Annotated in this window: 23 protein-coding genes and 1 tRNA gene; 15 read left to right on the top strand and 9 right to left on the bottom strand. The window is 63.5% G+C overall.

From position 1 onward, the window contains the following. Positions 1–70 precede the first annotated feature (70 nt). Genes QOS90_RS20355 through rpoE form a run of 3 tightly spaced genes read right to left on the bottom strand, consistent with a single transcriptional unit; the run spans position 71 to position 2251 of the window. Positions 71–1036, bottom strand: a complete 966-nt coding sequence (locus QOS90_RS20355) for a MucB/RseB C-terminal domain-containing protein (RefSeq protein ID WP_027594144.1) — start codon at positions 1034–1036, stop codon at positions 71–73. Between the two features lie 8 nt (positions 1037–1044). Next, entirely contained in the window at positions 1045–1638 is a 594-nt protein-coding gene (locus tag QOS90_RS20350; RefSeq protein WP_027594143.1) for a sigma-E factor negative regulatory protein, read from the bottom strand. A 31-nt stretch (positions 1639–1669) separates the two neighbouring features. Then, the gene (gene rpoE, locus QOS90_RS20345) at positions 1670–2251 is read right to left on the bottom strand and encodes an RNA polymerase sigma factor RpoE/AlgU (RefSeq protein WP_003252049.1); all 582 of its coding nucleotides are present in this window, start codon (positions 2249–2251) and stop codon (positions 1670–1672) included. Positions 2252–2684: 433 nt separating this feature from the next. Here rpoE and nadB point away from each other — a divergent pair, with 433 nt between their 5' ends. Further along, positions 2685–4289: an L-aspartate oxidase gene (gene nadB / locus QOS90_RS20340; RefSeq protein ID WP_027594142.1), complete on the top strand. Its 1605-nt coding sequence runs from the start codon at positions 2685–2687 to the stop codon at positions 4287–4289. A 117-nt stretch (positions 4290–4406) separates the two neighbouring features. Here the strand turns inward: nadB and QOS90_RS20335 are convergent, their stop codons facing one another. Both QOS90_RS20335 and QOS90_RS20330 read right to left on the bottom strand, forming a co-directional pair. Next, the gene (locus tag QOS90_RS20335) at positions 4407–4865 is read right to left on the bottom strand and encodes a protein YgfX (protein WP_081717487.1); all 459 of its coding nucleotides are present in this window, start codon (positions 4863–4865) and stop codon (positions 4407–4409) included. Continuing rightward, a complete protein-coding gene (locus tag QOS90_RS20330; protein WP_027594141.1) occupies positions 4849–5103 on the bottom strand; it encodes an FAD assembly factor SdhE in 255 nt (84 codons plus the stop codon). Before QOS90_RS20330 ends, QOS90_RS20335 begins: the two co-directional genes overlap by 17 nt. A 133-nt stretch (positions 5104–5236) precedes the next feature. Here QOS90_RS20330 and ygfZ point away from each other — a divergent pair, with 133 nt between their 5' ends. Beyond that, positions 5237–6178 carry a CAF17-like 4Fe-4S cluster assembly/insertion protein YgfZ gene (gene ygfZ / locus QOS90_RS20325; protein WP_027594140.1) on the top strand — a complete coding sequence of 314 codons (942 nt, stop codon included), beginning with the start codon at positions 5237–5239 and terminating at the stop codon, positions 6176–6178. Positions 6179–6233: 55 nt separating this feature from the next. After that, complete coding sequence (locus QOS90_RS20320) at positions 6234–7040, top strand: HDOD domain-containing protein (RefSeq protein ID WP_027594139.1); 807 nt, start codon at positions 6234–6236, stop codon at positions 7038–7040. A 166-nt stretch (positions 7041–7206) separates the two neighbouring features. On the opposite strand, the gene tctE is transcribed toward QOS90_RS20320, so the two are convergent. Then, the gene (gene tctE, locus QOS90_RS20315; protein WP_027594138.1) at positions 7207–8586 is read right to left on the bottom strand and encodes a two-component system sensor histidine kinase TctE; all 1380 of its coding nucleotides are present in this window, start codon (positions 8584–8586) and stop codon (positions 7207–7209) included. Then, positions 8579–9250, bottom strand: coding sequence for a two-component system response regulator TctD (gene tctD, locus QOS90_RS20310; protein ID WP_027594137.1), 672 nt, complete (start codon positions 9248–9250; stop codon positions 8579–8581). The genes tctE and tctD overlap by 8 nt, the downstream gene beginning before the upstream one ends. Positions 9251–9450: 200 nt before the next feature. On the opposite strand from tctD, the gene QOS90_RS20305 reads away from it, so the two are divergent. The 5 genes from QOS90_RS20305 (at position 9451) to QOS90_RS20285 (ending at position 14893) form a co-directional block, all read left to right on the top strand. Further along, a complete protein-coding gene (locus tag QOS90_RS20305) occupies positions 9451–10740 on the top strand; it encodes an OprD family porin (RefSeq protein ID WP_027594136.1) in 1290 nt (429 codons plus the stop codon). Positions 10741–10772: 32 nt separating this feature from the next. Continuing rightward, positions 10773–11753, top strand: coding sequence for a Bug family tripartite tricarboxylate transporter substrate binding protein (locus QOS90_RS20300; RefSeq protein ID WP_027594135.1), 981 nt, complete (start codon positions 10773–10775; stop codon positions 11751–11753). Positions 11754–11892: 139 nt separating this feature from the next. Beyond that, entirely contained in the window at positions 11893–12351 is a 459-nt protein-coding gene (locus tag QOS90_RS20295; RefSeq protein ID WP_027594134.1) for a tripartite tricarboxylate transporter TctB family protein, read from the top strand. A 3-nt stretch (positions 12352–12354) separates the two neighbouring features. After that, the gene (locus tag QOS90_RS20290; RefSeq protein ID WP_027594133.1) at positions 12355–13869 is read left to right on the top strand and encodes a tripartite tricarboxylate transporter permease; all 1515 of its coding nucleotides are present in this window, start codon (positions 12355–12357) and stop codon (positions 13867–13869) included. Further along, positions 13862–14893, top strand: coding sequence for an AbrB family transcriptional regulator (locus tag QOS90_RS20285; RefSeq protein ID WP_027594132.1), 1032 nt, complete (start codon positions 13862–13864; stop codon positions 14891–14893). Before QOS90_RS20290 ends, QOS90_RS20285 begins: the two co-directional genes overlap by 8 nt. A gap of 36 nt (positions 14894–14929) precedes the next feature. On the opposite strand, the gene ung is transcribed toward QOS90_RS20285, so the two are convergent. Then, positions 14930–15622 (bottom strand): uracil-DNA glycosylase, encoded by a 693-nt coding sequence (gene ung / locus QOS90_RS20280; RefSeq protein ID WP_027594131.1) that lies wholly within the window; start codon positions 15620–15622, stop codon positions 14930–14932. A 126-nt stretch (positions 15623–15748) separates the two neighbouring features. On the opposite strand from ung, the gene dspII reads away from it, so the two are divergent. Beyond that, positions 15749–16855, top strand: a complete 1107-nt coding sequence (dspII, locus tag QOS90_RS20275) for an enoyl-CoA hydratase/isomerase DspII (protein ID WP_085273581.1) — start codon at positions 15749–15751, stop codon at positions 16853–16855. 236 nt (positions 16856–17091) lie between these two features. On the opposite strand, the gene QOS90_RS20270 is transcribed toward dspII, so the two are convergent. Further along, the gene (locus QOS90_RS20270; RefSeq protein ID WP_085273582.1) at positions 17092–17532 is read right to left on the bottom strand and encodes a hypothetical protein; all 441 of its coding nucleotides are present in this window, start codon (positions 17530–17532) and stop codon (positions 17092–17094) included. Between the two features lie 212 nt (positions 17533–17744). On the opposite strand from QOS90_RS20270, the gene QOS90_RS20265 reads away from it, so the two are divergent. The 6 genes from QOS90_RS20265 to QOS90_RS20240 all read left to right on the top strand — a co-directional run bounded on the left by QOS90_RS20265 (position 17745) and on the right by QOS90_RS20240 (position 23632). Then, the gene (locus QOS90_RS20265; RefSeq protein ID WP_085273583.1) at positions 17745–19235 is read left to right on the top strand and encodes a sensor domain-containing diguanylate cyclase; all 1491 of its coding nucleotides are present in this window, start codon (positions 17745–17747) and stop codon (positions 19233–19235) included. After that, complete coding sequence (locus tag QOS90_RS20260) at positions 19228–19449, top strand: cysteine-rich CWC family protein (protein ID WP_027594127.1); 222 nt, start codon at positions 19228–19230, stop codon at positions 19447–19449. Before QOS90_RS20265 ends, QOS90_RS20260 begins: the two co-directional genes overlap by 8 nt. Positions 19450–19482: 33 nt before the next feature. Next, complete coding sequence (locus QOS90_RS20255) at positions 19483–20175, top strand: pseudouridine synthase (protein WP_027594126.1); 693 nt, start codon at positions 19483–19485, stop codon at positions 20173–20175. Between the two features lie 446 nt (positions 20176–20621). Beyond that, on the top strand, positions 20622–21506 hold the full coding sequence (locus QOS90_RS20250) for an alpha/beta fold hydrolase (RefSeq protein ID WP_027594125.1): 885 nt from the start codon (positions 20622–20624) through the stop codon (positions 21504–21506). A gap of 124 nt (positions 21507–21630) precedes the next feature. Beyond that, positions 21631–21704, top strand: a tRNA-Gly gene (locus QOS90_RS20245). A gap of 227 nt (positions 21705–21931) precedes the next feature. Beyond that, positions 21932–23632, top strand: coding sequence for a SulP family inorganic anion transporter (locus tag QOS90_RS20240; RefSeq protein WP_027594124.1), 1701 nt, complete (start codon positions 21932–21934; stop codon positions 23630–23632). Positions 23633–23769 lie beyond the last annotated feature (137 nt).

The raw sequence follows: 23769 nt of genomic DNA, 5'->3' as shown, positions 1-23769 counted from the left end.
ATGACAATGCTTTAATTTCATTTCAGGAGCATGTCTCTCACGCCGGAAACCACCTGAAAAGCGCACGCCATCATTGCCGCGCCTGGGCATCCTGAGGCCGCATCGACAGCGCAATGCGCTCTGCAGTACCCAGGGGTATTTCACCTACCACAGTGACCAGGACCTTGCCCTTCGGCGTGTTCAGACGGCGCGATACCGCCACGGTTGGGCCGAGTTGCACGCGTGTGTCGGTGCCTGAGTTGTCGTTGACCGGCTCGAGGAATACCGAAACGCGCGCCAGGCCATCGTCATACATCAGGCTGCTGACCGTGCTGTTGCGGGCCGGGTCGCGGCGCACCGAGCTGTTGACCAGCTCAAAACCCGGCGGCAGCCAGTCTGAGCGCCAGCCGGCGACGGTTTCCTGGCCGGTGCTGGTGCCACGTTCCACCGGTTTGCAAGCGGCACTGGGGCGCAAGTCATCCGCGGTAGGCAGGTCATCGGTATCGAGGCGGGTCATCTGGAAGCGCTCAAGCAATTGCCCCTTGTCGTTGAGCATCAACGAGCGCAGCGGCAAGCCGGTGCGGCGGTCAAGGTGCAATTCGAACGCATAACGGTGCTGGTCGCGCGGTGTGAGGGTGACGATCACCGCGTCGCGCCCGGCGACACGTGACTTGCCCGCCACACCCAGATCGTACCAGCCCATCAATTTGAGGGGATCCAGCGCACGCGGCGCCGCATCGGGCGGCGTCGTAACGCCGTTGACCAAGGCACCACTGACGCATGCAACCTTGCCATCCACGCGCACGATTTCCTGGGCAGTGCCATCGAGCTGCAGCAGCCGCTCGCTGACCTTGCCGTCCTCAACCCTGTGCCAGATATCGTGGGAAGAAAAGCTGCCGTTACGCTCGTAGACGAAAGAGCCTTGGTAGCTTTGCTTTTGCTCGGCCTGTGCCAGCTTGTTCAGCCACTCATTCGCCTCGGGCGAAGAATTGGCAGCCAACGCTGGCACCGTCATGCAGCTGCCTATCAGCAGCGACAGGAGAGGTAGCGCGCGCATGATCCTCCTTACTTAGCGGGGTTATCCAGGCTGGCGGCGCGGGCATACGGCAACGCGGTTTCGCTGCCCTTGAGCGCAGATTCCTGGGCGTGCTGGCGCAGGTAGCCTGGCAGACGCTGATCCCAGCCGGCTTGGTTCTGCAGCACACCGTTGGCCATCGGCCCGGTCGGTTGCTCACTGCTTTCACTATAGCCTGCCAATACCGCCGGGCCTTGAGTTTGTGGCACGCTCAGCCCCTGCTGCGGTTGCTGGGAGGCAAGCTCTGCACCGGTGATTTCATCTTGGTTGTACATGCGCACACCCGCCAGCACGGCAACCGTCACCGAGGCAGCGACTGCCAGGCGAGCGACGCTGCGCCATGGGCCTTTATTGACCTTGGCCGGTACCGCTTCGTCGGCCAACGCTGCCGACACCGCCGAGGCGATATCGAGGTTGGGCAGCAGCAGTTCCTTGTGCATCGCTGCGCGAGCGACCTGGTAACGCGACCAGGTGGCACGGGTTTCGGCATCGTCGACGGCACTCAGTACCCGACGTAATTCCAGTTCGTCCGCTTCGTTATCCATTACCGCGGACAGCGATTCCTGCAACGCTTCACGACTCATGGCGGTTCCTCTCTTGGCTGTAGCCGCTGTCTCAGGTTTCCTGCAACAACGGCTGCAGGGCTTTATCTATGGCCTCCCGAGCGCGGAAGATTCGAGAGCGCACGGTACCCACCGGACATTGCATGACACTGGCAATGTCTTCGTAACTCAATCCGTCGAACTCGCGCAGGGTCAATGCCGTACGCAGGTCTTCGGGCAGTTGCTGGATGGTGCGATGGACCGTGCCTTCGATTTCATCCCGCAACAACGAGCGCTCTGGGGACTCGAGATCCTTGAGACCATGATCGCCGTCGTAAAACTCCGCATCCTCGGAGCTCACATCACTGTCTGGTGGCCGTCTTCCACGGGACACCAGGTAGTTCTTCGCCGTGTTGATGGCGATGCGGTACAGCCAGGTATAAAACGCACTGTCTCCGCGAAAATTGCCAAGCGCACGGTAGGCCTTGATAAAGGCTTCCTGTGCTACATCCTGGGCCTCGTGGGTATCGTGAACGAACCGCACGATCAACCCGAGAATCTTGTGCTGATACTTCAGCACCAACAGATCGAAAGCTCGCCTGTCACCGCGCTGCACGCGCTCGACAAGCTGCTGATCCTCTTCCTGGGTTAGCATGAACACTCCTCGGTAGACTCGAAGGAGCGTTGCAACAGCCATCGTTCAGGCTTGCAAACATAGACTCGGGCTTTGCGCAAAAGTTCTCCCCTCCAAGCAAGTTTCCTGCAGCCCTTGGTCGGCTCGCACGGAAGACGCGGCGCGGTCACGGCCGGCAACGTCAATAATCAGGTTTCGAATACGCAGGTGTCAGCCCGAATAGAGCTGCCGCCGTGCGTCGCCGCGACATTTGTGGCGTGCGGGCAGCCTTCATAGGATTTCCGTAGCTGTCGGAAAGTTCCCACAAGGTCGCTGCTTCCTGGCAAGTGGCATGGAAATTGGCCACCCGGGGCTGCTATAAAGGCAACCCGGCCTGGTTTAACGATAGTTTCACAATGCCATCGGCGCGTGACTATTGTGCCGTGCCCCTTCCGTAGATTACTAGTGTCCCGACATGAGCCAACAATTCCAACATGATGTCCTGGTGATCGGCAGCGGCGCCGCCGGTCTCAGCCTGGCACTGAACCTCCCCAGCCACCTGCGTATCGCCGTGCTCAGCAAGGGCGACCTGGCCAATGGCTCGACCTATTGGGCCCAGGGCGGTGTTGCCGCCGTGCTGGACGACACCGATACCGTACAGTCGCATGTCGAGGACACCCTCAATGCCGGCGGCGGCCTGTGCCATGAAGATGCCGTGCGCTTCACCGTCGAGCACAGCCGCGAAGCCATCCAGTGGTTGATCGAGCAAGGCGTGCCCTTTACCCGGGATGAGCAGCACGGCGTCGACGATGGGGGCTTCGAGTTCCACCTGACCCGCGAAGGTGGCCACAGCCACCGGCGCATCATCCACGCCGCCGATGCCACAGGCGCCGCGATCTTCACCACCCTGCTGGCCCAGGCCCGCCTGCGCCCGAACATCCAGCTGCTGGAGCAGCGCGTGGCGGTCGACCTGATCACCGAGCGCCGCCTGGGCCTGCCCGGCGAGCGCTGCCTGGGTGCCTACGTGCTGAACCGCAATAGCGGCGAAGTGGACACCTTCGGTGCACGTTTCACCGTGCTCGCCACCGGAGGCGCGGCCAAAGTCTACCTGTATACCAGTAACCCCGACGGTGCCTGCGGCGACGGCATCGCCATGGCCTGGCGCGCGGGCTGCCGGGTGGCCAACCTTGAGTTCAACCAGTTCCACCCCACCTGCCTGTACCACCCCCAAGCCAAGAGCTTCCTGATCACCGAGGCCCTGCGCGGTGAAGGCGCCCTGTTGCGCCTGCCCAACGGCGAGCGCTTCATGCCACGCTTCGACCCCCGCGAAGAACTGGCCCCGCGTGACATCGTGGCCCGCGCCATCGACCACGAGATGAAGCGCCTGGGTGTGGACTGCGTGTACCTGGACATCACTCACAAGCCGGCCGATTTCATCAAAGGCCACTTCCCCACCGTTTACGAACGCTGCCTGGCCTTCGGCATCGACATCACCCGCCAGCCGATCCCGGTAGTACCCGCAGCCCACTACACCTGCGGCGGCGTGGTGGTGGACGACCGCGGGCATACCGATGTGCCTGGGCTGTATGCCATCGGTGAGACCAGCTTTACCGGCCTGCATGGCGCCAACCGCATGGCCAGCAACTCGCTGCTCGAATGTTTCGTCTATGGCCGCGCCGCTGCCGCCGACATCCAGGCGCACCTGGAACAGGTCGACATGCCCAAAGCCCTGCCCGGCTGGGATGCCAGCCAGGTAACGGACTCGGACGAGGATGTGATCATCGCGCACAACTGGGACGAACTGCGGCGCTTTATGTGGGACTATGTCGGCATCGTGCGCACCAGCAAGCGCCTACAGCGCGCCGAACACCGCATCCGCCTGCTGCTCGACGAAATCGACGAGTTCTACAGCAACTACAAGGTCAGCCGCGACCTGATCGAGCTGCGCAACCTGGCGCAAGTGGCGGAGCTGATGATTCGTTCGGCGATGCAGCGCAAGGAAAGCCGCGGGTTGCATTACACGCTGGATTATCCGGGGATGCTGGACGAGGCTAAAGACACCATCCTCAGCCCGGTCTGAATCGGCGCTGTCTTCTTCGCGGGTAAACCCGCTCCCACAGGGACGGCGTAGGCCTCGAGCCGGGCGCGGTACCTGTGGGAGCGGGTTTACCCGCGAAGAAGCCCACCCGGTTCTGACCTATACCCGAGATACCTCAGCCCACCTGCGCCGGCTGAACTTCAGCCTTACCCGCAACCGCCGATGCTCATCAGCCCCGAGGGCATCCCTGGGAACGCACTGCCCCTCCCCCAGCCAACGCCCCTCCCGTACAAACCGCACGACCACCATCCCCGGCAACGCAACGCTGTCCCGGCACAAACGCACCGGCTGCCAACCCTGGGCGCGGCTGAATACCCGCCAACCAAGCAGGTCTCGGCGCAGCCCGGTAACCGCATGCGGATGCGTGAGCAAAATGCGTCGGGGGATGGCCCAGCAGGCGTGGGCGACAGACGCGGCAGTGGCCGCCAGGGACAGCCACCAGGGCAACGCGCTCACCCATACAGTGAACAGCGCCAGCACCTGGCAACTCAGGTAAGCCGTCAGCAGCAGGCGCGAGCCTTGCCAACGGCTTTCGAAAAACTCACTTGGGCTGGACACGGTCCAGGATGATGCGGACCATGCGCTGCAGCTCCGGGTCTTCAGACTCGGTGCGCTCCATGAACCAGCCGAACATGTCCTGATCTTCGCAGCTCAACAGGCGTACATAGAGTTCGCGGTCGGCTTCGTTGAGGGTGGCGTAGACTTCCTGGGTAAAAGGCACCAACAGTACGTCCAGTTCCAGCATGCCGCGGCGGCTGTGCCAGAAAAGCCGGTTGAGTTCAGTTTGTTCGACCATGGGGCCCTCCTCGAATGGCCCGCCAGTATACAGCCAGGCGAGCGAAGCGGCACAGGGCGTTGGTCTAGTCACCTACCTATTTTGTTACTGGCGTTCTATGATGGCCGCCAGTCTTTAGCCACCGCGATGACCCATGGCCGATTCCGCTTTCTTCAGCCCCCTGTCCCACGAGGGCATCCTCGCCGTCCGCGGCTCCGACGCAGGCAAGTTCCTGCAGGGCCAGCTGACCTGCAACATCAACTACCTCAGCCAGGAACATGCCAGCCTCGGTGCCCGCTGCATGGTCAAAGGGCGCATGCAGTCGAGTTTCCGTATCGTGCCCGAAGGCAACGGTTACCTGCTGGCCATGGCCAGTGAGCTGCTCGATGCCCAATTGGCCGACCTCAAGAAGTACGCCGTGTTCTCCAAGGCCACCCTCAGCGACGAGAGCGCCGCCTGGGCGCGCTTTGGCCTGCAGGGTGGCGAGGCGGCACTGCAAGCCTTGGGCTTGACGCCGCTGGTCGAAGCGGGCGCCACCGTGCGCCACGAGGGCCTGATCGCCATCGCCGTATCCGCAGGCCGTGTCGAGCTGTGGGTACCTGCCGAGCAGGCCGCCCACGTAGGCGCGGCACTCGCCGCCAGCCTGCCTGAAGGCAGCCTCAACGACTGGTTGCTGGGCCAGATCCGCGCAGGTATTGGCCAAGTCATGGGCCCTACCCGCGAGCTGTTCATCCCGCAGATGATCAACCTGCAGGCCGTGGACGGGGTCAGCTTCAAGAAGGGCTGCTACACCGGCCAGGAAATCGTTGCCCGCATGCAGTACCTGGGCAAGCTCAAGCGCCGTCAGTACCGGCTCTCGCTCGATCAGCAGGACATCCCCGCGCCAGGTGCCGAGATCTTCTCGCCCACCCATGGTTCCTCGGTCGGTGAAGTGGTGATCGCGGCCAGTGCGGGTACCGGTTGCGAGTTGCTCGCGGTGCTCAGCGCCGATGCGGTGGCCGATGACAATCTGCACCTGGGCAGCCTGGAAGGGCCACGCCTGCACGTGCTGAGCCTGCCCTACGAACTGGACCGCGACCGGGAAATCCAGCGCTGACCAGCCTGCCCCGTCCGCGTGACGGGGCCGCACCACCACTGCGGTAGAGAAGTCCATGAACAAGCTGGCCGAGATGGTTCAAGCACAGTTGCTCGATGCCATCGAAAAGGATGACCTGGTCCTGCCGACCCTGCCCGAGGTTGCCTTGAGCATCCGCGAGGCCGCCGAGGATAGCGAGATCAGCGTGTCGGCCCTGAGCAAGGTGATCGGTCGCGACGCGGCCCTCTCGGCGCGCCTGATCAAAGTCGTCAACAGCCCACTGTTGCGCGCTGCGGTCGAGGTCACCGACCTGCATACCGCAATCACTCGCCTGGGCATCAACTACAGCTGCAACCTGGCCATCGGCCTGGTGATCGAACAGATCTTTCATGCTCGCTCGCCGGCTGTTGAGCAAAAGCTGCGCGATATCTGGGTCAACAGCCTGGAAGTGGCAGGCATCAGCTACGAAATCTGCCGCCGTTTCACCCACCTCAAACCCGACCAGGCGACCCTCGGTGGGCTGGTCAACCAGATCGGTGCCCTGCCGGTGCTGATTTACGCCGAAGAACACAACGAGCTGCTGTCCGACCCGGTCTGCCTGCACTACGTGATCGAGCAGATACAGCCCGTGCTGGGTGACAAGATCCTCAAGGCGTGGGAGTTTCCCGAGCAATTGGTCAACCTGCCGAGCCAGGTTCAGGACCTCGACCGGCAGACCGACAAGGTCGACTATATCGACGTCGTGCAGATCGCCCGCTGCATCAGCCAACGTGGGCGTAGCCGGCCACTGGCCGCGTTGCCGGCGTACCGACACCTGGGGCTGCCGTTCGGCACCGAACTGGAAGTCGAAGAGCTGCTCGAGGCGCGGAGCCTGTTGCGCTAGGCCGCCAAAAGTCCGCTGCACCTCCCCTCCTGCGCGATTCAGGTAGGAGCAGCCTTGTGCTGCGAAGAGGCCGGTAACAGCACAGCAAATCTTCGCTGCAGTCACTGGCCCTTTCGCAGCACAAGGCTGCTCCTACAGTGCCGACGGGCCAATGGACAGTAAAACCCTAGTCAGCGATGAAGCTCACCCGCACCCGCAAGCCGCCCTTCTCGCCATCGTGCAGGCTGATCTGCGCCAGGTGCGCGCGGCAGATCTCGCCGACAATCGCCAACCCCAGCCCACTGCCTTGGGCACTGCGGCGGTAGAAGCGCTCGAACACCCGTTCGCGCTCATCCTCGGGAATACCCGGGCCGTCATCCTCGACCTCCAGCACCGCCGGCGCCAGCACCCGCAGGATCACGTTGCCACCGGCCGGGGTATGCGCCAAAGCGTTATCCACCAGGTTGCTCAGCAGCTCGTTGAGCAAGGTCGGCTCACCCTTGAGCCACACGGGCGCCTCGGCCTCCAGGGCCAATGCCACGCCACGGTTATGCGCCAAGGGCGCCATGGCCATGCCCAGTTCGCGGGCCAACTGGCTGAGGTCCAGGCGCTGCGCGCCACCTTCGGCGATTGCCCGGGCGCCATTCTCGACCCGTGCCAATGACAACAGCTGGTTGGCCAGGTGGGTCAAGCGGTCCGTGCCTTGGGCAGCTGATTCCAACGTCTGCCGCCACTCCTGCGGCTCGGATGAACGCAAGCCCAACTCGACCCGCGCCTTGAGCGCCGCCAAGGGCGTGCGCAACTCGTGGGCGGCGTCGGCGATGAACTGGGCTTGGCGCTCGAACTGCCCGCGCAAGCGCTCGGTAAAGTGGTTCAAGGCCCGCACCAGTGGGCCCAGTTCGCGCTGCACCTGCACCACCGGCAAAGCCCGCAGGTCATCGGGTTGGCGCTCTTCCACGGCGGTGCGCAGGCGCTCCAGCGGGCGTAGCGCGGCACTGACCGCAAACCACACCATCACCAAGGCGCCCAGTGCCAGCATCCCAAGGCGCAGCAGGGTATCGGCCATCAGCCCGCGCGCCATGCGCACCCGCGCTTCTTCGGTCTCGGCCACGCGAATTTCCGCCATGCCGTTCATGTTCGGCTCGCTGACCGGCTTGAGCAGGCTGACCACGCGCACGTCCTGGCCGAGGTACGTCGCGTTGTAGAACCGCGCCAGCGCCGGGTAGTCGTCGGTGCGCGGCGTGCCAGGCGGCGGCGCTGGCAGGTTCTCGTAGCCCGAAATCAAGCGCTGCTTGATGTCCAGCACCTGGTAGTAGATACGCCCGGCACTGTCGTAGGCGAAGGTATCCAGGGCCACATAGGGCACGTCCGCACTCAACGAGCCGTCGCGTTGCGACAAGCCCGCGGCGATGGTCCGTGCCGAGGCCAGCAAGGTCCGGTCGTAGGCCGTGTCGGCGGCTTCGCGGCCGTTCCAATAGGCGCTCAGGCCGCTGGCCAGCATCAGCACCACCAGCAACAGTGCCAGGTTGCCCAACAGCCGCCCGCGCAAGCTGCCGTTGTCACGCATCGCGATGCTCGAGCAGATACCCCAGGCCACGGAAGGTGACAATCGCCACCGGGTGGCCGTCGAGCTTTTTGCGCAGGCGGTGGATGTAGATTTCGATGGCGTCGGGGCTGGCTTCTTCGTCCAGGCCAAACACCTGGGCGGCCAGTTGCTCCTTGCTCATCACCCGGCCCGGGCGGGCGATCAGCGCTTCAAGCACGCTCTGTTCACGCGAGGTCAGGGTCAGGTTGTCCTCGCCCAGGCTGAAGCGCCGGGTATCCAGGTCGTACACCAACGGCCCGCAACGCTGCTGGCGTTCGCCACCTAGCACGCTGCGGCGCAGCAAGGCCTTGACCCGGGCTTCCAGCTCAGTCAGTTCGAACGGCTTGGCCAGGTAATCGTCAGCCCCCAGGTTCAGCCCGTGGACCCGGTCCTTGACGTCACTGCGCGCGGTCAGCATCAGCACCGGCAGGGTTTTGCCGCGGCCACGCAAACGCGCCAGCACTTCGAAGCCATCCATGCGCGGCAAGCCGACATCGAGCACGGCAACGGCATATTCCTCACTGGCCAGGGCCAGGTCGGCAGCCACGCCGTCATGCAGTACATCCACGGTCAGGCCGTGACTTTTCAAGGCCTGGGCCACGCTTTCGGCCAGTTGCAGGTGGTCTTCGACCAGCAGCACACGCATCGGATTCTCCCTGCTCGGGTGGGGCGGTGGCGCGGAGTGTACCGCTGTCGACCGGCCTGTGAAGCCCCTTCTGACAAACCTTTCACGCTGAAAGGTTAGCGAAAGGTTCGTTACCTAGCATCGCACCACGGTCGCCCCACGCGCCGAAAAAAGCACCAGCAAGGTGCAACGAATAAGAACAATAAACGGAGTCATCGACGATGCTGTCATCGCAGCCGCAGGCATTCGTGCCTACCCGTTCCTTTGCCGCACGCCCTTCTGCCATCGCCAGCGCCCTTGCGCTCGCCGGTGTCGCGCCCATGAGCCAGGCCGCCTTCTTCGAAGACAGCACGGCGACCTTCGAAACCCGCAACATGTACTTCAACCGCGACTTTCGCGACGGCACCAGCGCGCAGCAATCCAAGCGCGACGAATGGGCCCAGGGTTTCATGCTCAACTTCGAGTCTGGCTACACCGACGGCACCGTGGGCTTTGGCCTGGATGCGCTGGGCATGCTCGGCATCAAGCTCGACTCCAGCCCCGACCGCACCGACACCGGCCTGCTGCCGACCCATGACGACGGCAAGGCCGCCGACGAATACTCCAAGCTCGGCCTGACCGGCAAGGTCAAAGTCTCCAAGACCGAATTGAAGATCGGCACGCTGATCCCCGAGCTGCCGACCCTGCAGCCCAACGACGGGCGCATCCTGCCGCAAACCTTCGAAGGTGGCTTGCTCACCTCCAAAGAAATCAGCCACCTGACCTTCACCGGTGGGCGCCTGGAAAAGGCCAAGGACCGCAACGACACCAACTGGGAAGACCTGGCCCTCAACAACAAGAACGGCCGCTTCGGTGGCACCTTCACGGCCGATAACCTCGACCTCGCGGGCCTGGACTACCAGTTCACCGATCGCATCACCGGCAGCTACCACTTCGCCCAACTCGACGACATCTACCGCCAGCACTTCCTCGGCATGGTCGCCACCCAGCCGTGGGGGCCGGGCACCTTGGGCGCTGACCTGCGCCTTGCCGTGAGTGACGATGCCGGCGCCGCCAAGGCCGGCAACATCGACAACACCACCGTCAATGGCATGCTCAGCTACGCCCTGGGCGGGCACAAGGTCAGTGCCGCCTACCAGCACCTGTCCGGCGACAGCGCCTTCCCCTACATCGATGGCGCCGACCCGTACCTGGTCAACTTCGTGCAGATCAACGACTTCGCCGGTGCCGACGAGCACTCCTGGCAGATGCGCTACGACTACAACTTCGCGGCCCTGGGCATCCCCGGCCTGACCTTCATGACCCGTTACATCAGCGGCGACAACGTCAGCCGCGCAGATGGCAGCGAGGGCAAGGAGTGGGAACGCAACACCGAGTTCAAGTACGTGGTACAAAGCGGCCCGTTGAAAAACGTCGCCGTGCGCTTGCGCAACGCCACCTTCCGCTCGAATTTTGCCCGCGACGCCGACGAAGTGCGGCTGCTGGTGAGCTACAGCGTGGCCCTGTGGTAACCCAATAACAACAACGCTCACGGAGATTGACGATGACCTTTTCACTGCGCCGCCTCGTCCTCGCTACCGGCTGCCTGCTGCTGGCCGGCAACGCCCTCGCTGCCGAACCGAAACGCCCCGAATGCATCGCCCCTGCCTCGCCTGGCGGTGGCTTCGACCTGACCTGCAAACTGGTGCAGAGCGCCCTGGTGCAGGAGAAAATCCTCAGCAAGCCCATGCGTGTCACCTACATGCCCGGCGGCGTCGGCGCGGTGGCCTACAACGCCGTGGTGGCCCAGCGCCCAGGGGATGCCGGCACTCTGGTGGCGTGGTCCAGTGGCTCGCTGCTGAACCTGGCCCAAGGCAAGTTCGGCCGCTTCGACGAGAACGCGGTCAAGTGGTTGGCAGCCGTCGGCACCAGCTACGGTGCCATCGCCGTGAAGAGCGATTCGCCCTACAAAACCCTCGACGACCTGGTTGCTGCCCTGAAGAAAGACCCGAGCAAGGTCGTGATCGGCTCCGGTGGCACGGTCGGCAGCCAAGACTGGATGCAAACCGCGCTGATCGCCAAGGCCGCCGGCATCAACCCGCGTGACCTGCGTTACGTGGCCCTGGAAGGCGGCGGTGAAATTGCCACTGCATTGCTGGGCGGGCACATCCAGGTCGGCTCCACCGACATCTCCGACTCCATGCCGCACATCCAGAGCGGCAACATGCGCATCCTCGCGGTGTTCTCCGAAAACCGCCTGGACGAGCCAGAGATGAAAGACATCCCTACCGCCAAGGAGCAGGGCTACGACATCGTCTGGCCGGTGGTACGCGGCTTCTACCTGGGGCCGAAGGTGAGCGACGAGGACTACGCCTGGTGGAAGGCCTCGTTCGACAAGATGCTGGCCTCGGAAGACTTCGCCAAGCTGCGTGACCAGCGCGAGCTGTTCCCGTTCGCCATGACCGGCGAAGAGCTGGACGGCTATGTGAAGAAGCAGGTGGCTGACTACAAGGCACTGGCCAGGGAATTCGGCCTGATTCAGTAACTCGCCGACTACCTGAACAGATCCCTGTGGGAGCGGGCTTGTCCCGCGAAGCTGGCACCTCGGTGCATGGCACCGGTTTTGCCGGTGTTCGCGGGGCAAGCCCGCTCCCACAGAGTCCGCGTCCAACGAGGATTCCCCGATGATCCTGCAACGCCTCTTCGCCCTGGTCCTGCTGGCGGTATGCGCCGCCCTGGCCGTGATGGCCTGGCCGTACCAGGCTGCGTTTTCCTACGAACCGGTTGGCCCACGGGCCTATCCGCTGCTGATGCTCGGCCTGATGGGCCTGGGCCTGCTTTACCTGGCCATCCGCCCAACGCCCATCGTGCGCAAGGATGACGAGCCAGAACTGGACCGCGAAACCCTGATCAAGATCGCCGCCTGCGTCGGCCTGCTGATCGTCTTCGCTGCCACCTTCGAACCGCTGGGCTTCATCCTCAGCGCCATCCTGGTCGGCCTGCCCATGGCTCGGCTGTACGGCGGCCGCTGGCTGCACAGCGCCATCGTCGTGGTCGGCATGAGCCTGTTCCTCTACTGGCTGTTCGACCGCGTGATGGACGTGCCCCTGCCCCTTGGCCTGCTGAGCGTACTGGAGAACTGACACATGGATACCTTGAGCTACCTGGGCCAGGGCTTCGGCGTCGCCCTGAGCCCGTACAACCTGGTCACCGCCCTCAGTGGCACCCTGATCGGCACCGTGGTCGGCTTGTTGCCGGGCCTGGGCCCGATCAACGGCGTGGCCTTGCTGATCCCCATCGCCTTTGCCCTGGGCCTGCCGCCTGAGTCGGCGCTGATTCTGCTGGCTGCGGTGTACCTGGGCTGCGAATACGGCGGGCGCATCAGTTCGATCCTGCTGAACATCCCGGGCGAAGCTTCGACCGTGATGACCACCCTCGACGGCTACCCGATGGCCCGCCAGGGCCTGGCAGGCGTTGCCTTGTCGCTGTCTGCCTGGAGTTCGTTCATCGGCGCCTTCATCGCCACCTGCGGCATGGTGCTGTTCGCCCCGCTGCTGGCGAAATGGGCGATCGCCTTCGGCCCGGCGGAATACTTCGTGCTGATGGTGTTCGCCATAGTCGCCTTGGGCGGCATGGCCGGCGACAAACCGTTGAAGACCTTCATCGCTGCGCTGATCGGCCTGTTCCTGTCGGCGGTCGGCATCGACGCCAACAGCGGCGTCTACCGCTTCACCGGTGACAGCGTGCACCTGGCCGACGGCATCCAGTTCGTGGTGCTGGTGCTGGGGCTGTTCTCGATCAGCGAAATCCTCCTGCTGCTGGAAAAGACCCACCATGGCCACCAGGCGGTCAAGGCCACTGGGCGCATGCTGTTCAACGTCAAGGAAGCGGCTTCGGTGTTCGCGGTGAACATCCGCTGCGGCCTGCTCGGCTTCATCATGGGCGTGCTGCCAGGTGCCGGCGCGACCCTGGCCAGCGCCGTGGCCTACATGACCGAGAAGCGTATCGCTGGCGAAAGCGGCAAGTTCGGCAAGGGTGATGCCCGTGGCCTGGCCGCGCCAGAAACCGCTATCGGCGCCTCCTGCTGCGGCGCCTTGGTCCCCATGCTGACCCTCGGCGTGCCAGGTTCGGGCACCACCGCGGTGATGATCGGCGCACTGACCCTGTACAACATCACCCCCGGCCCGCTGTTGTTCGAACAGCAGCCAGACATCGTCTGGGGCCTGATCGCCTCGTTGTTCATCGCCAACATCATGCTGGTAATCCTCAACATCCCGATGATCCGCATCTTCACCCGCATCCTCGCCGTGCCGAACTGGGCGCTGGTGCCGGTGATCGCGATCATCACCGGGATCGGCGTGTATGCCGTGCACGCCACCACCTTCGACCTGTTCCTGATGGTCGGCATCGGCATCATGGGCTACATCCTGCGCAAGCTGGACTTCCCGCTGTCGCCGATCCTGCTCGGCTTCATCCTCGGCGGGCTGATGGAGCAGAACCTGCGCCGTGCGCTGTCGATCTCCAACGGTGAGCTGGGCATCCTCTGGTCCAGCCCGATCAGCATGGGCGTGTGGGTCCTGGTGGTGTGCATGCTGTGCCTGCCGCTGCTGCGTATCTGGCGCAAGCGCAGCCTGCAGCGCCGGGCCATGGCTGATGCCTGATCGGTCGTTGCCCCTGTATTGGGCTACCGGGCTGGTCGGCCTTGCTGGTGGGTATCTCGCCAGCACGGTCGGCTGGCCTTTGCCCTGGATGGTCGGCGCGTTGTTGGCGATCATCCTGGTGCGCTGCCTGACCCCCTGGCAGCTGTCGGAAATCCCCAATGGGCGCAAATGCGGGCAATGCATCATCGGCCTGGGCATCGGCCTGCACTTCACCCCCGCCGTGATCGAACAGGTGGGCAGCCACTTTCTGCTGATCTTCTTTGGCGCGCTGTTCACTACCCTGTCCAGCGTGATCAGCGTGTGGTTGCTGCGACGTACCGGCGAAGACCGCGCAACCGCCTTCTTTGCCAGCATGCCGGGCGGTTCGGGAGAGATGGTCAACCTGGGCGCGCGCAATGGTGCGGTGCTCAGCCAGGTGGCGGCGGCGCAAAGCCTGCGTGTGTTGGCGGTGGTGCTGTGCGTGCCGGCGCTGTTCAAGTTCTTGATGGGTGACGGTGTACCGCTCAATCATGCCGGCAGTGTGAGCTGGGGCTGGCTAGCGTTGATCGCCCCGCTGGGTATAGCCGCGGGCTTTATCTGGCAGCGGTTGCGCCAGCCCAACCCCTGGCTGTTCGGGCCGCTGCTGGTGGCGGCGACGGTTAGCCTGGCGGGCAACCTGCAGATCGGCCTGCCTGATGGCGCGAGCCAAATCGGCCAGTGGCTGATTGGCAGCGGCCTGGCCTGCCACTTCAACCGCGCGTTTTTCCGCCGCGCACCTTCGTTTCTGGGCCGTACGTTGCTGGCCACGGCGCTGTGCATGTTGATTGCCGGCAGCGCAGCGTGGGGGCTGAGCGTGATGACGGCGCTAGACCTGCGTTCGCTGACCCTGGGGATGATGCCCGGCGGGATTGCGGAGATGAGCCTGACGGCGGAAACCCTGCAGCTGTCGGTGCCGTTGGTGACAGCGCTGCAAGTGATGCGCTTGTTGTTCGTGTTGTTTTTGGCAGAGCCGCTGTTCCGGCTCTGGAACGCAGAAAAAGCCTGAAACACCGCGTCGCCTGCTTCGCGGTGTTTCATGCCATCAAAGCGGCGGCAAGGCCCAGTTGATCGGTGCCAACCCACGCTGCTCGAGGAAGCTGTTGGCCCGGCTGAAGTGCCCGCAACCGAGGAAGCCCCGATACGCCGACAAGGGCGACGGATGCACCGACTTCAGCACCAGGTGCTTGGTGCCATCGATCAGCTTCTGCTTGCCCTGGGCATGCGCGCCCCACAGCAGAAACACCACGTTCGGGCACTGCTCGCTGACCACCTGGATGACCCGGTCGGTAAAGAACTCCCAGCCCTTCTTGGCATGTGAAGCCGCATTGGCGCGCTCCACGGTCATGGTCGTGTTGAGCAGCAGCACGCCTTGCTCGGCCCAGCTCTGCAGGTAGCCGTGGCTGGCGATCGGGATGTTCAGGTCGCGCTGCAGCTCTTTGTAGATATTGACCAGCGACGGCGGCGTGGCAATGCCCGGCTGCACCGAGAAGCACAGGCCATGGGCCTGGCCTGGGCCGTGATACGGGTCCTGGCCGAGGATCACCACCTTGACCTGCTGCAACGGCGTCGAGTTAAGGGCATTGAAGATCAGCGGGCCCGGGGGGTAGATCTCTTTGCCGGCCGCGTGCTCCTGGCGCAGGAATTCGCGCAGCTGATGCATGTAGGGCTGGTCGAATTCGTCGCGCAATGCGGCTTTCCAGCTGGGTTCGAGTTTGATGCGATCGTCGTCAGTCATGGGGCCATCCGTAAACAATGGCGCGACACTAGGTAAGCCTCCTCCGCTTGTCAAACGATCCGACCGACGACCGGCATGATCCCGCAGGCAGGCCATACTTGTGCGATGACCTGCGAGAGGTAGTCCATGTCTATTCATTGCGAGGTACTCACCGGTGCCGATGGCGCCTGTATCGGCATCGCCACCCTGGATGCACCCAAGGCGCTCAATGCGCTGAACCTGCGGATGATCGAAGTGCTCGGCGAGCAGTTGCACGCCTGGGCCCGCGACCCTGGCGTGGTCTGCGTGCTGCTGCGAGGCAATGGCGCCAAGGCGTTCTGTGCCGGGGGCGACGTCAGGGCGCTGGCCCAGGCTTGCCGCGATCACCCGGGCAGCGTGCCGCCGCTGGCCGCCACCTTCTTCGCGGCCGAGTATCGCCTCGATTACCTGCTGCACACCTACCCCAAGCCGCTGCTGTGCTGGGGGCACGGGCATGTGCTGGGTGGCGGCATGGGGCTGCTGCAAGGCGCCAATGTGCGCATCGTCACGCCCAGCAGCCGGCTGGCGATGCCAGAGATCAGCATCGGCCTCTACCCCGACGTCGGTGCCAGCTGGTTCCTCGCCCGCCTGCCGGGCAAGCTGGGGCTGTTTCTGGGGCTGACCGGTGCCCCGATCAATGCCCGCGATGCCCTCGACCTGGGGCTCGCCGATCGTTGCTTCGGCGAGCACCAGCAGGAGGAGCTGATCGAAGAGTTGTTGCAGCTGAACTGGCAGGAGCAGACCGAGTTGCAGCTCAACAGCCTGCTCAAGGCTGAGCAGCATCGCGCCTGCGAGGAGCTACCCGAGGCACAATGGCTGCCCCGGCGCCAAGTGATCGATGAGCTGCTGGATGTCGCCGACCCCGCCGGCGCGTGGCATGCGCTGCAAGGCCTGAAATATCACAACGACCCTCTGCTGGCCGAAGCGGGTGGACGCCTGCATGAGGGCTGCCCGTTGACCGCGCACTTGGTGTGGGAACAGCTCCGCCGGGCCCGGCACCTGTCATTGGCGCAGGTATTCCAGATGGAGTACGGCATGAGCCTGAATTGCTGCCGTCATCCGGAATTCAGCGAAGGGGTGCGCGCGCGCCTGCTGGACAAAGACAATCAACCGCGCTGGCACTGGCCGGATGTGGCACAGGTGCCAGCAGCGGTGGTCGAGGCGCATTTCACCAAGGTCTGGGAGGGGCGCCATCCACTGGCGGATTTGGCTTGAGCCATAAAAAGGGGCCGCTTGGGGTAATGCTGTTCACTTAAGTTATCCATCGCCTGTATTGGGGCCGCTTTGCGGCCCATCGCGGCACAAGGCCGCTCCCACAGTGTTCGCGCATGCCCTGTAAATAGAGGCATAACGCGGTCGGTGTGGGAGCGGCCTTGTGCCGCGATGGGCCGCAGAGCGGCCCCGGCATTCTTAAGTGAACAGCATTACCGCTTGGGGCCCCCTCTGGCATCTTACCGCTGCCAGTTGCGGCCCTGCCCCCGGCCGCCATCTGGCCGGCGGTCGCGATCCCCTCGCCCGTTGGAATGCCAACGATCGTTCTGATAACGCTGGCTGCCATCGCGATAGTCATGGCGATCACGGTCACGCCCATAGTCATAGCGCTGGCGATTGCCGTAGTCATACCGCGGGTTGCCATGCCACTGGTTCATGCCTGGCTGCGGGTGGGGCCTGTACTGCGGCACCGGCGCCGGGCGGTAATAACGTGGGGCGGGCTGGTAGTAGTAACGCGGCTGCGGCGTTACATAGTAGCGGTCGTATCGGTAATACCCCGGCGACACATAACGGTCGGTGGAGTAGTAATCCGATCGGTAATAGCCCCCGCCGCCATAGTAAGGGGCGCAGGCAGACGTCATCAGACCCAACAGGGCGATCAACAGTATTCGATAGGACATGGCGGCCTCCTGGACCGCTGGAGTGCCCGAACAGCGGCGCTGGCGAGCGTCGATGCAAAACGCGTTCATCGACACTGAATAAGACCGCCATACCGAGGTGCAGTGCCATTTTTGCAATAATTTGAAACAGGTGCGATAACCCTGAAAAACTTGCAGTCATTTACCGGTCATCTCACTAGAATGACCGCCTTGGCACACATCACGGGAAGATCATGCCTGCACGTTCCGCTCTGTTTTCGCAGCGTTCGCTGATCGTCACCCTGCTGATGCTGCTGGCAAGCGGCTTTCTCGCCACTTCCCTGCTCAGCTACTTCGCCTCACGCAGTGCCATTCGCGATGGCATCGTGAATACCGAATTGCCACTGACCTCCGACACGGTCTATTCGGAAATCCAGAAAGACCTGATCCGCCCTGTGCTGATCGCCTCGATGATGGCCCAGGACACCTTCTTGCGGGACTGGGTACTGTCCGGTGAGCAGGACACCCAGCGCATCACCCGCTACCTGGGCGAGATCATGGGCAAGCAGGACATCTTCACCTCATTCTTCGTCTCCGACCGCAGCCTCACCTACTACCAGGCCAAGGGCGTACTCAAGCAGATCACGCCCGGCAGCTGGCGCGATGCCTGGTACTTTCGCCTGCGCGACCTCAAGGCGCCCTATGAGATCAACGTCGACCTGGACATGGCCAACCAGGACAGCCTGACAGTGTTCATCAACTACCAGGTGCTGGACTACCAACACCGCTTCATCGGCGCGGCCGGGGTGGGCTTGAGTGTGTCGTCGGTGGTCAAGCTGATCGACGAGTACCAGCGCCGCTACCAACGCTCGGTGCTGTTCACCGATGCCAAGGGCAAGGTCCTGCTGACCGGCTCCGAAGGTGGCCCCCACGGCTTGCGCGTCGGCCAGCCGCTTAGCGACAACCCCGAGCTGAGCGACCTGCTGGCACAGCAACCGGTACCTGGCGAAGGCAGCCACGAATACCGCGACAGCGACAACCACAGCCACTTTCTCAATGTGCGGCACCTGCCCGAGCTGGACTGGTACCTGCTGGTCGACAAGCGCGAAACCGGTACCCTGGACCGCATCCGCCACTCGCTGTACCTGAACCTGGCAATCTGCGCGATGATCACCCTGGTGGTGCTGTTACTGGTGCATGCGATGGTCAAGCGTCACCAGGCCAGCACCGAGGCGCTGGCCACCCTCGACAGCCTCACCGGCCTGCCCAACCGGCGCAGCTTCGACCTGCTGGCCGCCCAGGCCCTGCATGAGGCCCAGCGCGACAGCGGCCCGCTGGTGGCCCTGTTGATCGACCTTGACCACTTCAAGGTGCTCAATGACACCCATGGCCACCTGGCCGGCGACGAAGTGCTGCGCCAGTTCGCCAATGTGCTGCAGGGCAGCCTGCGCCAGTCGGATATACTCTGCCGCTGGGGCGGTGAGGAATTCATCGTGCTGCTGCGAGAGGCAGAAGGCCGGCAAGCGGTGGAAGTGGCGGAAAAAATCCGCCGCCGCACCGAACAGCTGACCTTCAGCTACGACGACCGACCGTTGCGCCTGACCACCAGCATCGGCCTGAGCAGCCTGCAACCGGGCGATACCTTGCATGCCCTGCTGACCCGCGCCGACCGTGCGCTCTATCGTGCCAAGCAGGCCGGCCGCAACCGCGTCTGCAGTGAAGTTTCCGGACCCGACCATGAATGACAGCCAGCACTGCCCCGCCTGCGGTGCCCTCAACCAGTGCAGCCTGGCCGACCCCCGCAGCGCCACGCAGGCCTGTTGGTGCTACAGCGTGACCATCGACCCCGCCGTGCTCCAGGCCCTGCCCGCCGAGTTGCGTGACAAGGCCTGCCTGTGCCCGCGCTGCGCAGCGGTCGAAGCGCAACTGCAGGCAGCGCCGCCCGGCACAAAGCGCTAGACTGCGCGGCTTTTAACTTCAGCCCCCTTCGCCATGCGCCTCGACCGTTTTCTTGCCAACTTGCCCTGCTACAACCGACAGCACGTTCGCCTGCTGCTGGTGCAGCGCCGCGTGCGGGTCGATGGCCAAGTGGCGGTCGACCCGTTGACGGACGTGCGTGAGTTCAGCCGCGTCGAAGTGGATGAGCAACTGCTGCAGGCCGGGCGGCCGGCGCGCTACCTGATGCTCAACAAGCCGACCGGGTGCGTCAGCGCCACCCAGGACCCACAACACCCCACGGTCCTCGAGTTGCTGCCCGCCGAACTGCGCGACGACCTGCACATCGCCGGGCGCCTGGACTTCAACACCACCGGCCTGCTGATCCTGACCAACGACGGCCAATGGTCGCGTCGCCTGACCCAACCAACGACCAAACTGCCCAAACATTACCTGGTCGAGACCGAGGACGAGATTGGCGAGCATTATGCTGCCAAGTTCCACGAAGGCCTGTATTTCGCCTTCGAAAACCTTACCACCCTGCCCGCCCAACTCGACATTCTGGGCCCCCGCCAGGCTCGGCTGGCAATCGTCGAGGGGCGGTACCACCAGGTCAAACGCATGTTTGGCCACTTCGACAACAAGGTGGTGGGGCTGCACCGCGAAAGCATGGGCGCAATTCGCCTGGATCCGGCGTTGGCACCGGGGGCATTCAGGGCGTTGACGACTGAGGAAATCGCCTCGGTCTAGGTTGTTTGCACCGGCCTCTTCGCGGGCAAGCCCGCTCCCACAGGATTGCCACAGCGTTGGAGGCTTGTGCAGTACCTGTGCGGGCTTGCCCGCGAAGAGGCCAGAAAAGGCAACACTGGCAGTGTCACACGACCGCCCGGCGGCCCAAGTCACATTTTTCCCCGAACGGCACTTGCAGGATCCCCAGCCCACTGCTTGAATCCAAATCGTCAGTCTGCATGTGACTCATGAGTCACGCCCGCAGTCGAAGACACCTTTTTGCCGGCCACCCAACGCCTAGATGCCTTGGGGCACGGCAAATTGCCCGCCAAAAACAATACCGTCGACATGTGTGCCAAGGATCGACACAGGGCCCCCGGTTACTCTTCAAGGCAAATGCCTACCTGTCATAAAGAACGTGCACCCTAGGTGACGCGAATACCCTTTTTGCGCCAGGAGTCGATGACATGAGGCCAGAAATCGCTGTACTTGATATCCAAGGTCAGTATCGGGTTTACACGGAGTTCCATCGCGCGGATGCAGCCGAGAAGACGATCATTTTGATCAACGGTTCGCTGGCCACCACGGCCTCGTTCGCCCAGACAGTGCGGAACCTGCACCCACAATTCAACGTCGTGCTGTTCGACCAGCCGTACGCCGGCAAATCCAAACCGCACAACCGCCAGGAACGGCTGATCACCAAGGAGACCGAGGCGCATATCCTCCTTGAGCTGATCGAGCACTTCCAGGCCGATCACGTGATGTCGTTTTCGTGGGGCGGTGCGAGCACGCTGCTGGCGCTGGCGCACCAGCCGCGGCGAGTGAAGAAGGCCGTGGTCAGCTCGTTCTCGCCGGTGATCAACGAACCGATGCGCGACTACCTGGACCGTGGCTGCCAGTACCTGGCCGCCTGTGATCGCTACCAGGTCGGCAACCTGGTCAACGACACCATCGGCAAGCACCTGCCGTCGCTGTTCAAGCGCTTCAACTATCGCCACGTGAGCAGCCTGGACAGCCACGAGTACGCGCAGATGCACTTCCACATCAACGAAGTGCTGCAACATGACTTGGAACGGGCATTGAGTGGTGCGCGCAACATCGATATCCCGGTGCTGTTCATCAACGGCGACCGCGATGAGTACACCACGGCTGAAGATGCGCGCGAGTTTGGTCGCCATGTGGGCAAGAGCCACTTCAGCGTGATTCGCGATGCTGGGCACTTCCTCGACATGGAGACCAAGGCAGCCTGCGAAGACACCCGCAGTGCGCTGCTCGACTTCCTCAAGCCGACCGTGCGTGAGCCACGTCAACGCTACCAGCACGTACAGGGGCAGCATGCACTGGCCATCTGAGCGCCTCGGCGTCCTGTAGCCCTTTACCCGCAGGCTATGGGTCGCCGACAAGCTTTTTATAACCCTTTTTTATAACTTGGGCTTCTAATTCGATGAGGGTTCTGGTAAAAAGTCGAACGCAGACGCGGGTATAGTTTAGTGGCAAAACGAAAGCTTCCCAAGCTTTAGTTGAGGGTTCGATTCCCTCTACCCGCTCCACCTCGCATTCCCGCATGGCGTTCCAGCAACGTCATCGCTGTCAAAAGGGGCCTCGGCTCCTTTTTTCGTTTCTGCCTATTCGTTTTCATGCCCCTTTTGTTGATCTGGCCCATGGCCACTTCCCAGCCGTTGCGCTTGAATGCGCGGCCGGTGAATCCGCTTGCAAGCGAAACGGCTTGAAGCGCATATGCTTGATGGATTCGTGAAACATTTCGAAAGGACCGCGCATGTTTCTGTCCCGCTGGCTACCTGGCCTCGCCAACCTGTTGCACTACCGCCGTGAGTGGTTTCATGCCGACCTGCAGGCTGGGCTTTCGGTGGCGGCTATCCAGATCCCCATCGCCATCGCTTACGCACAAATCGTCGGCCTGCCGCCGCAATATGGCCTGTATGCCTGTGTGCTGCCGATGATGGTGTATGCGCTGATCGGCAGCTCGCGTCAGCTGATGGTCGGCCCGGACGCCGCCACCTGCGCGATGATCGCCGGGGCCGTGGCACCGTTGGCGCTGGGCGACCCGCAGCGTATTGCCGAGCTGTCGGTAATTGTCACCGTGCTGGTGGGCGTGATGCTGATCGGGGCGGGCCTGGCCAGGGCCGGGTTCATCGCCAGCTTCTTCTCACGGCCGATCCTGATCGGCTACCTCAATGGCATTGGCCTGAGCCTGATCGCCGGGCAGTTGTCCAAGGTGGTCGGGTTCAAGATCGAGGGCGACGGGTTCATCCTCAGCTTGGTCAACTTCCTCCAGCGCCTGGGCGAGATTCATGGGGTGACCCTGGCCATCGGCCTGTCCGCGCTGGCGCTGCTGATCTGGCTACCGCAGCGCTACCCACGGCTACCGGCGGCGCTGGTGGCGGTGGCGCTGTTCACGGTTGTGGTAGGCCTGTTCGGCCTGGACCGCTTCGGTGTCGCCATCCTCGGCCCGGTACCGGCCGGCATGCCGCAGCTGGCTTGGCCGCAAAGCAACCTGGCAGAAATGAAAAGCCTGCTGCGCGACGCCCTGGGTATTGCCACCGTCAGTTTCTGCAGCGCCATGCTCACAGCACGCAGTTTTGCCGCACGCCATGGCTACGCCATCAACGCCAACCATGAATTCGTGGCACTCGGGGTGAGCAACCTGGCAGCCGGGATGTCGCAAGGCTTTGCCATCAGCGGCGCCGACTCGCGTACCGCAGTCAACGACATGGTCGGCGGCAAGAGCCAGCTGGTCGGCATCATCGCTGCGCTGGTGATCGCCCTGATCCTGCTGTTCTTCACCGCCCCCATGGCTTGGATCCCCCAGGCGGCGCTGGGGGCCGTGTTGCTGATGGCGGGCTGGGGGCTGATCGACATCAAGTCGCTGAAGAGCATCCGGCGCCTGAGCCGCTTCGAGTTCTGGCTCTGCCTGCTGACCACGGTCGGCGTGCTGGGCCTGGGCGTGCTGCCGGGTATCGTGTTTGCCGTGACCCTGGCGATCCTGCGCCTGCTGTACAGCATCTACCAGCCCACCGACGCAGTGCTGGGCTGGCTGCCGGGCACCGAGGGCCAAGTCGACATCCGCAAGTTCAAGGACGCCCGCACCGTGCCGGGGTTGGTGGTGTACCGCTTCGACGACGCGATCCTGTTCTTCAACGCCGACTACTTCAAGATGCGCCTGCTGGAAGCCGTGCAGAGCCAGGCCCAGCCCAAAGTCGTGCTGTTCGATGCCGAAGCGGTGACCAGCATCGACGTCAGCGGCATTGCCGCGCTGCGCGAAGTCCGCGACACCCTGGCGGCCCAAGGCATCTTCTTCGCCATCGCCCGCGCCCGCGGCACCTTCCTGCGCATGCTGGTGCGCTCAGGGATGGCACGGGAGATGGAGGACAAACTGCTGTTCGGCTCGGTACGCGCCGGGATCCGCGCCTATCGGGTGTGGCGGAACAGGAGTCGCCACGTGTCAACGCCGGAGTAAAACGCGTCAACGTGCTTACGCTGAATCCAGGCCAATCACCCTCTACTGTAGGAGCAGCCTTGTGCTGCGAAGAGGCCAGTGACAACACATACCCTTCGCTGTTAGCGCTGGCCTCTTCGCAGCACAAGGCTGCTCCT

Origin of the sequence: Pseudomonas sp. LAIL14HWK12:I10 (assembly GCF_900184205.1) — a bacterium.
Classification (GTDB): domain Bacteria; phylum Pseudomonadota; class Gammaproteobacteria; order Pseudomonadales; family Pseudomonadaceae; genus Aquipseudomonas; species Aquipseudomonas kermanshahensis.
This window is presented reverse-complemented; position numbering and strand designations above follow the sequence as displayed.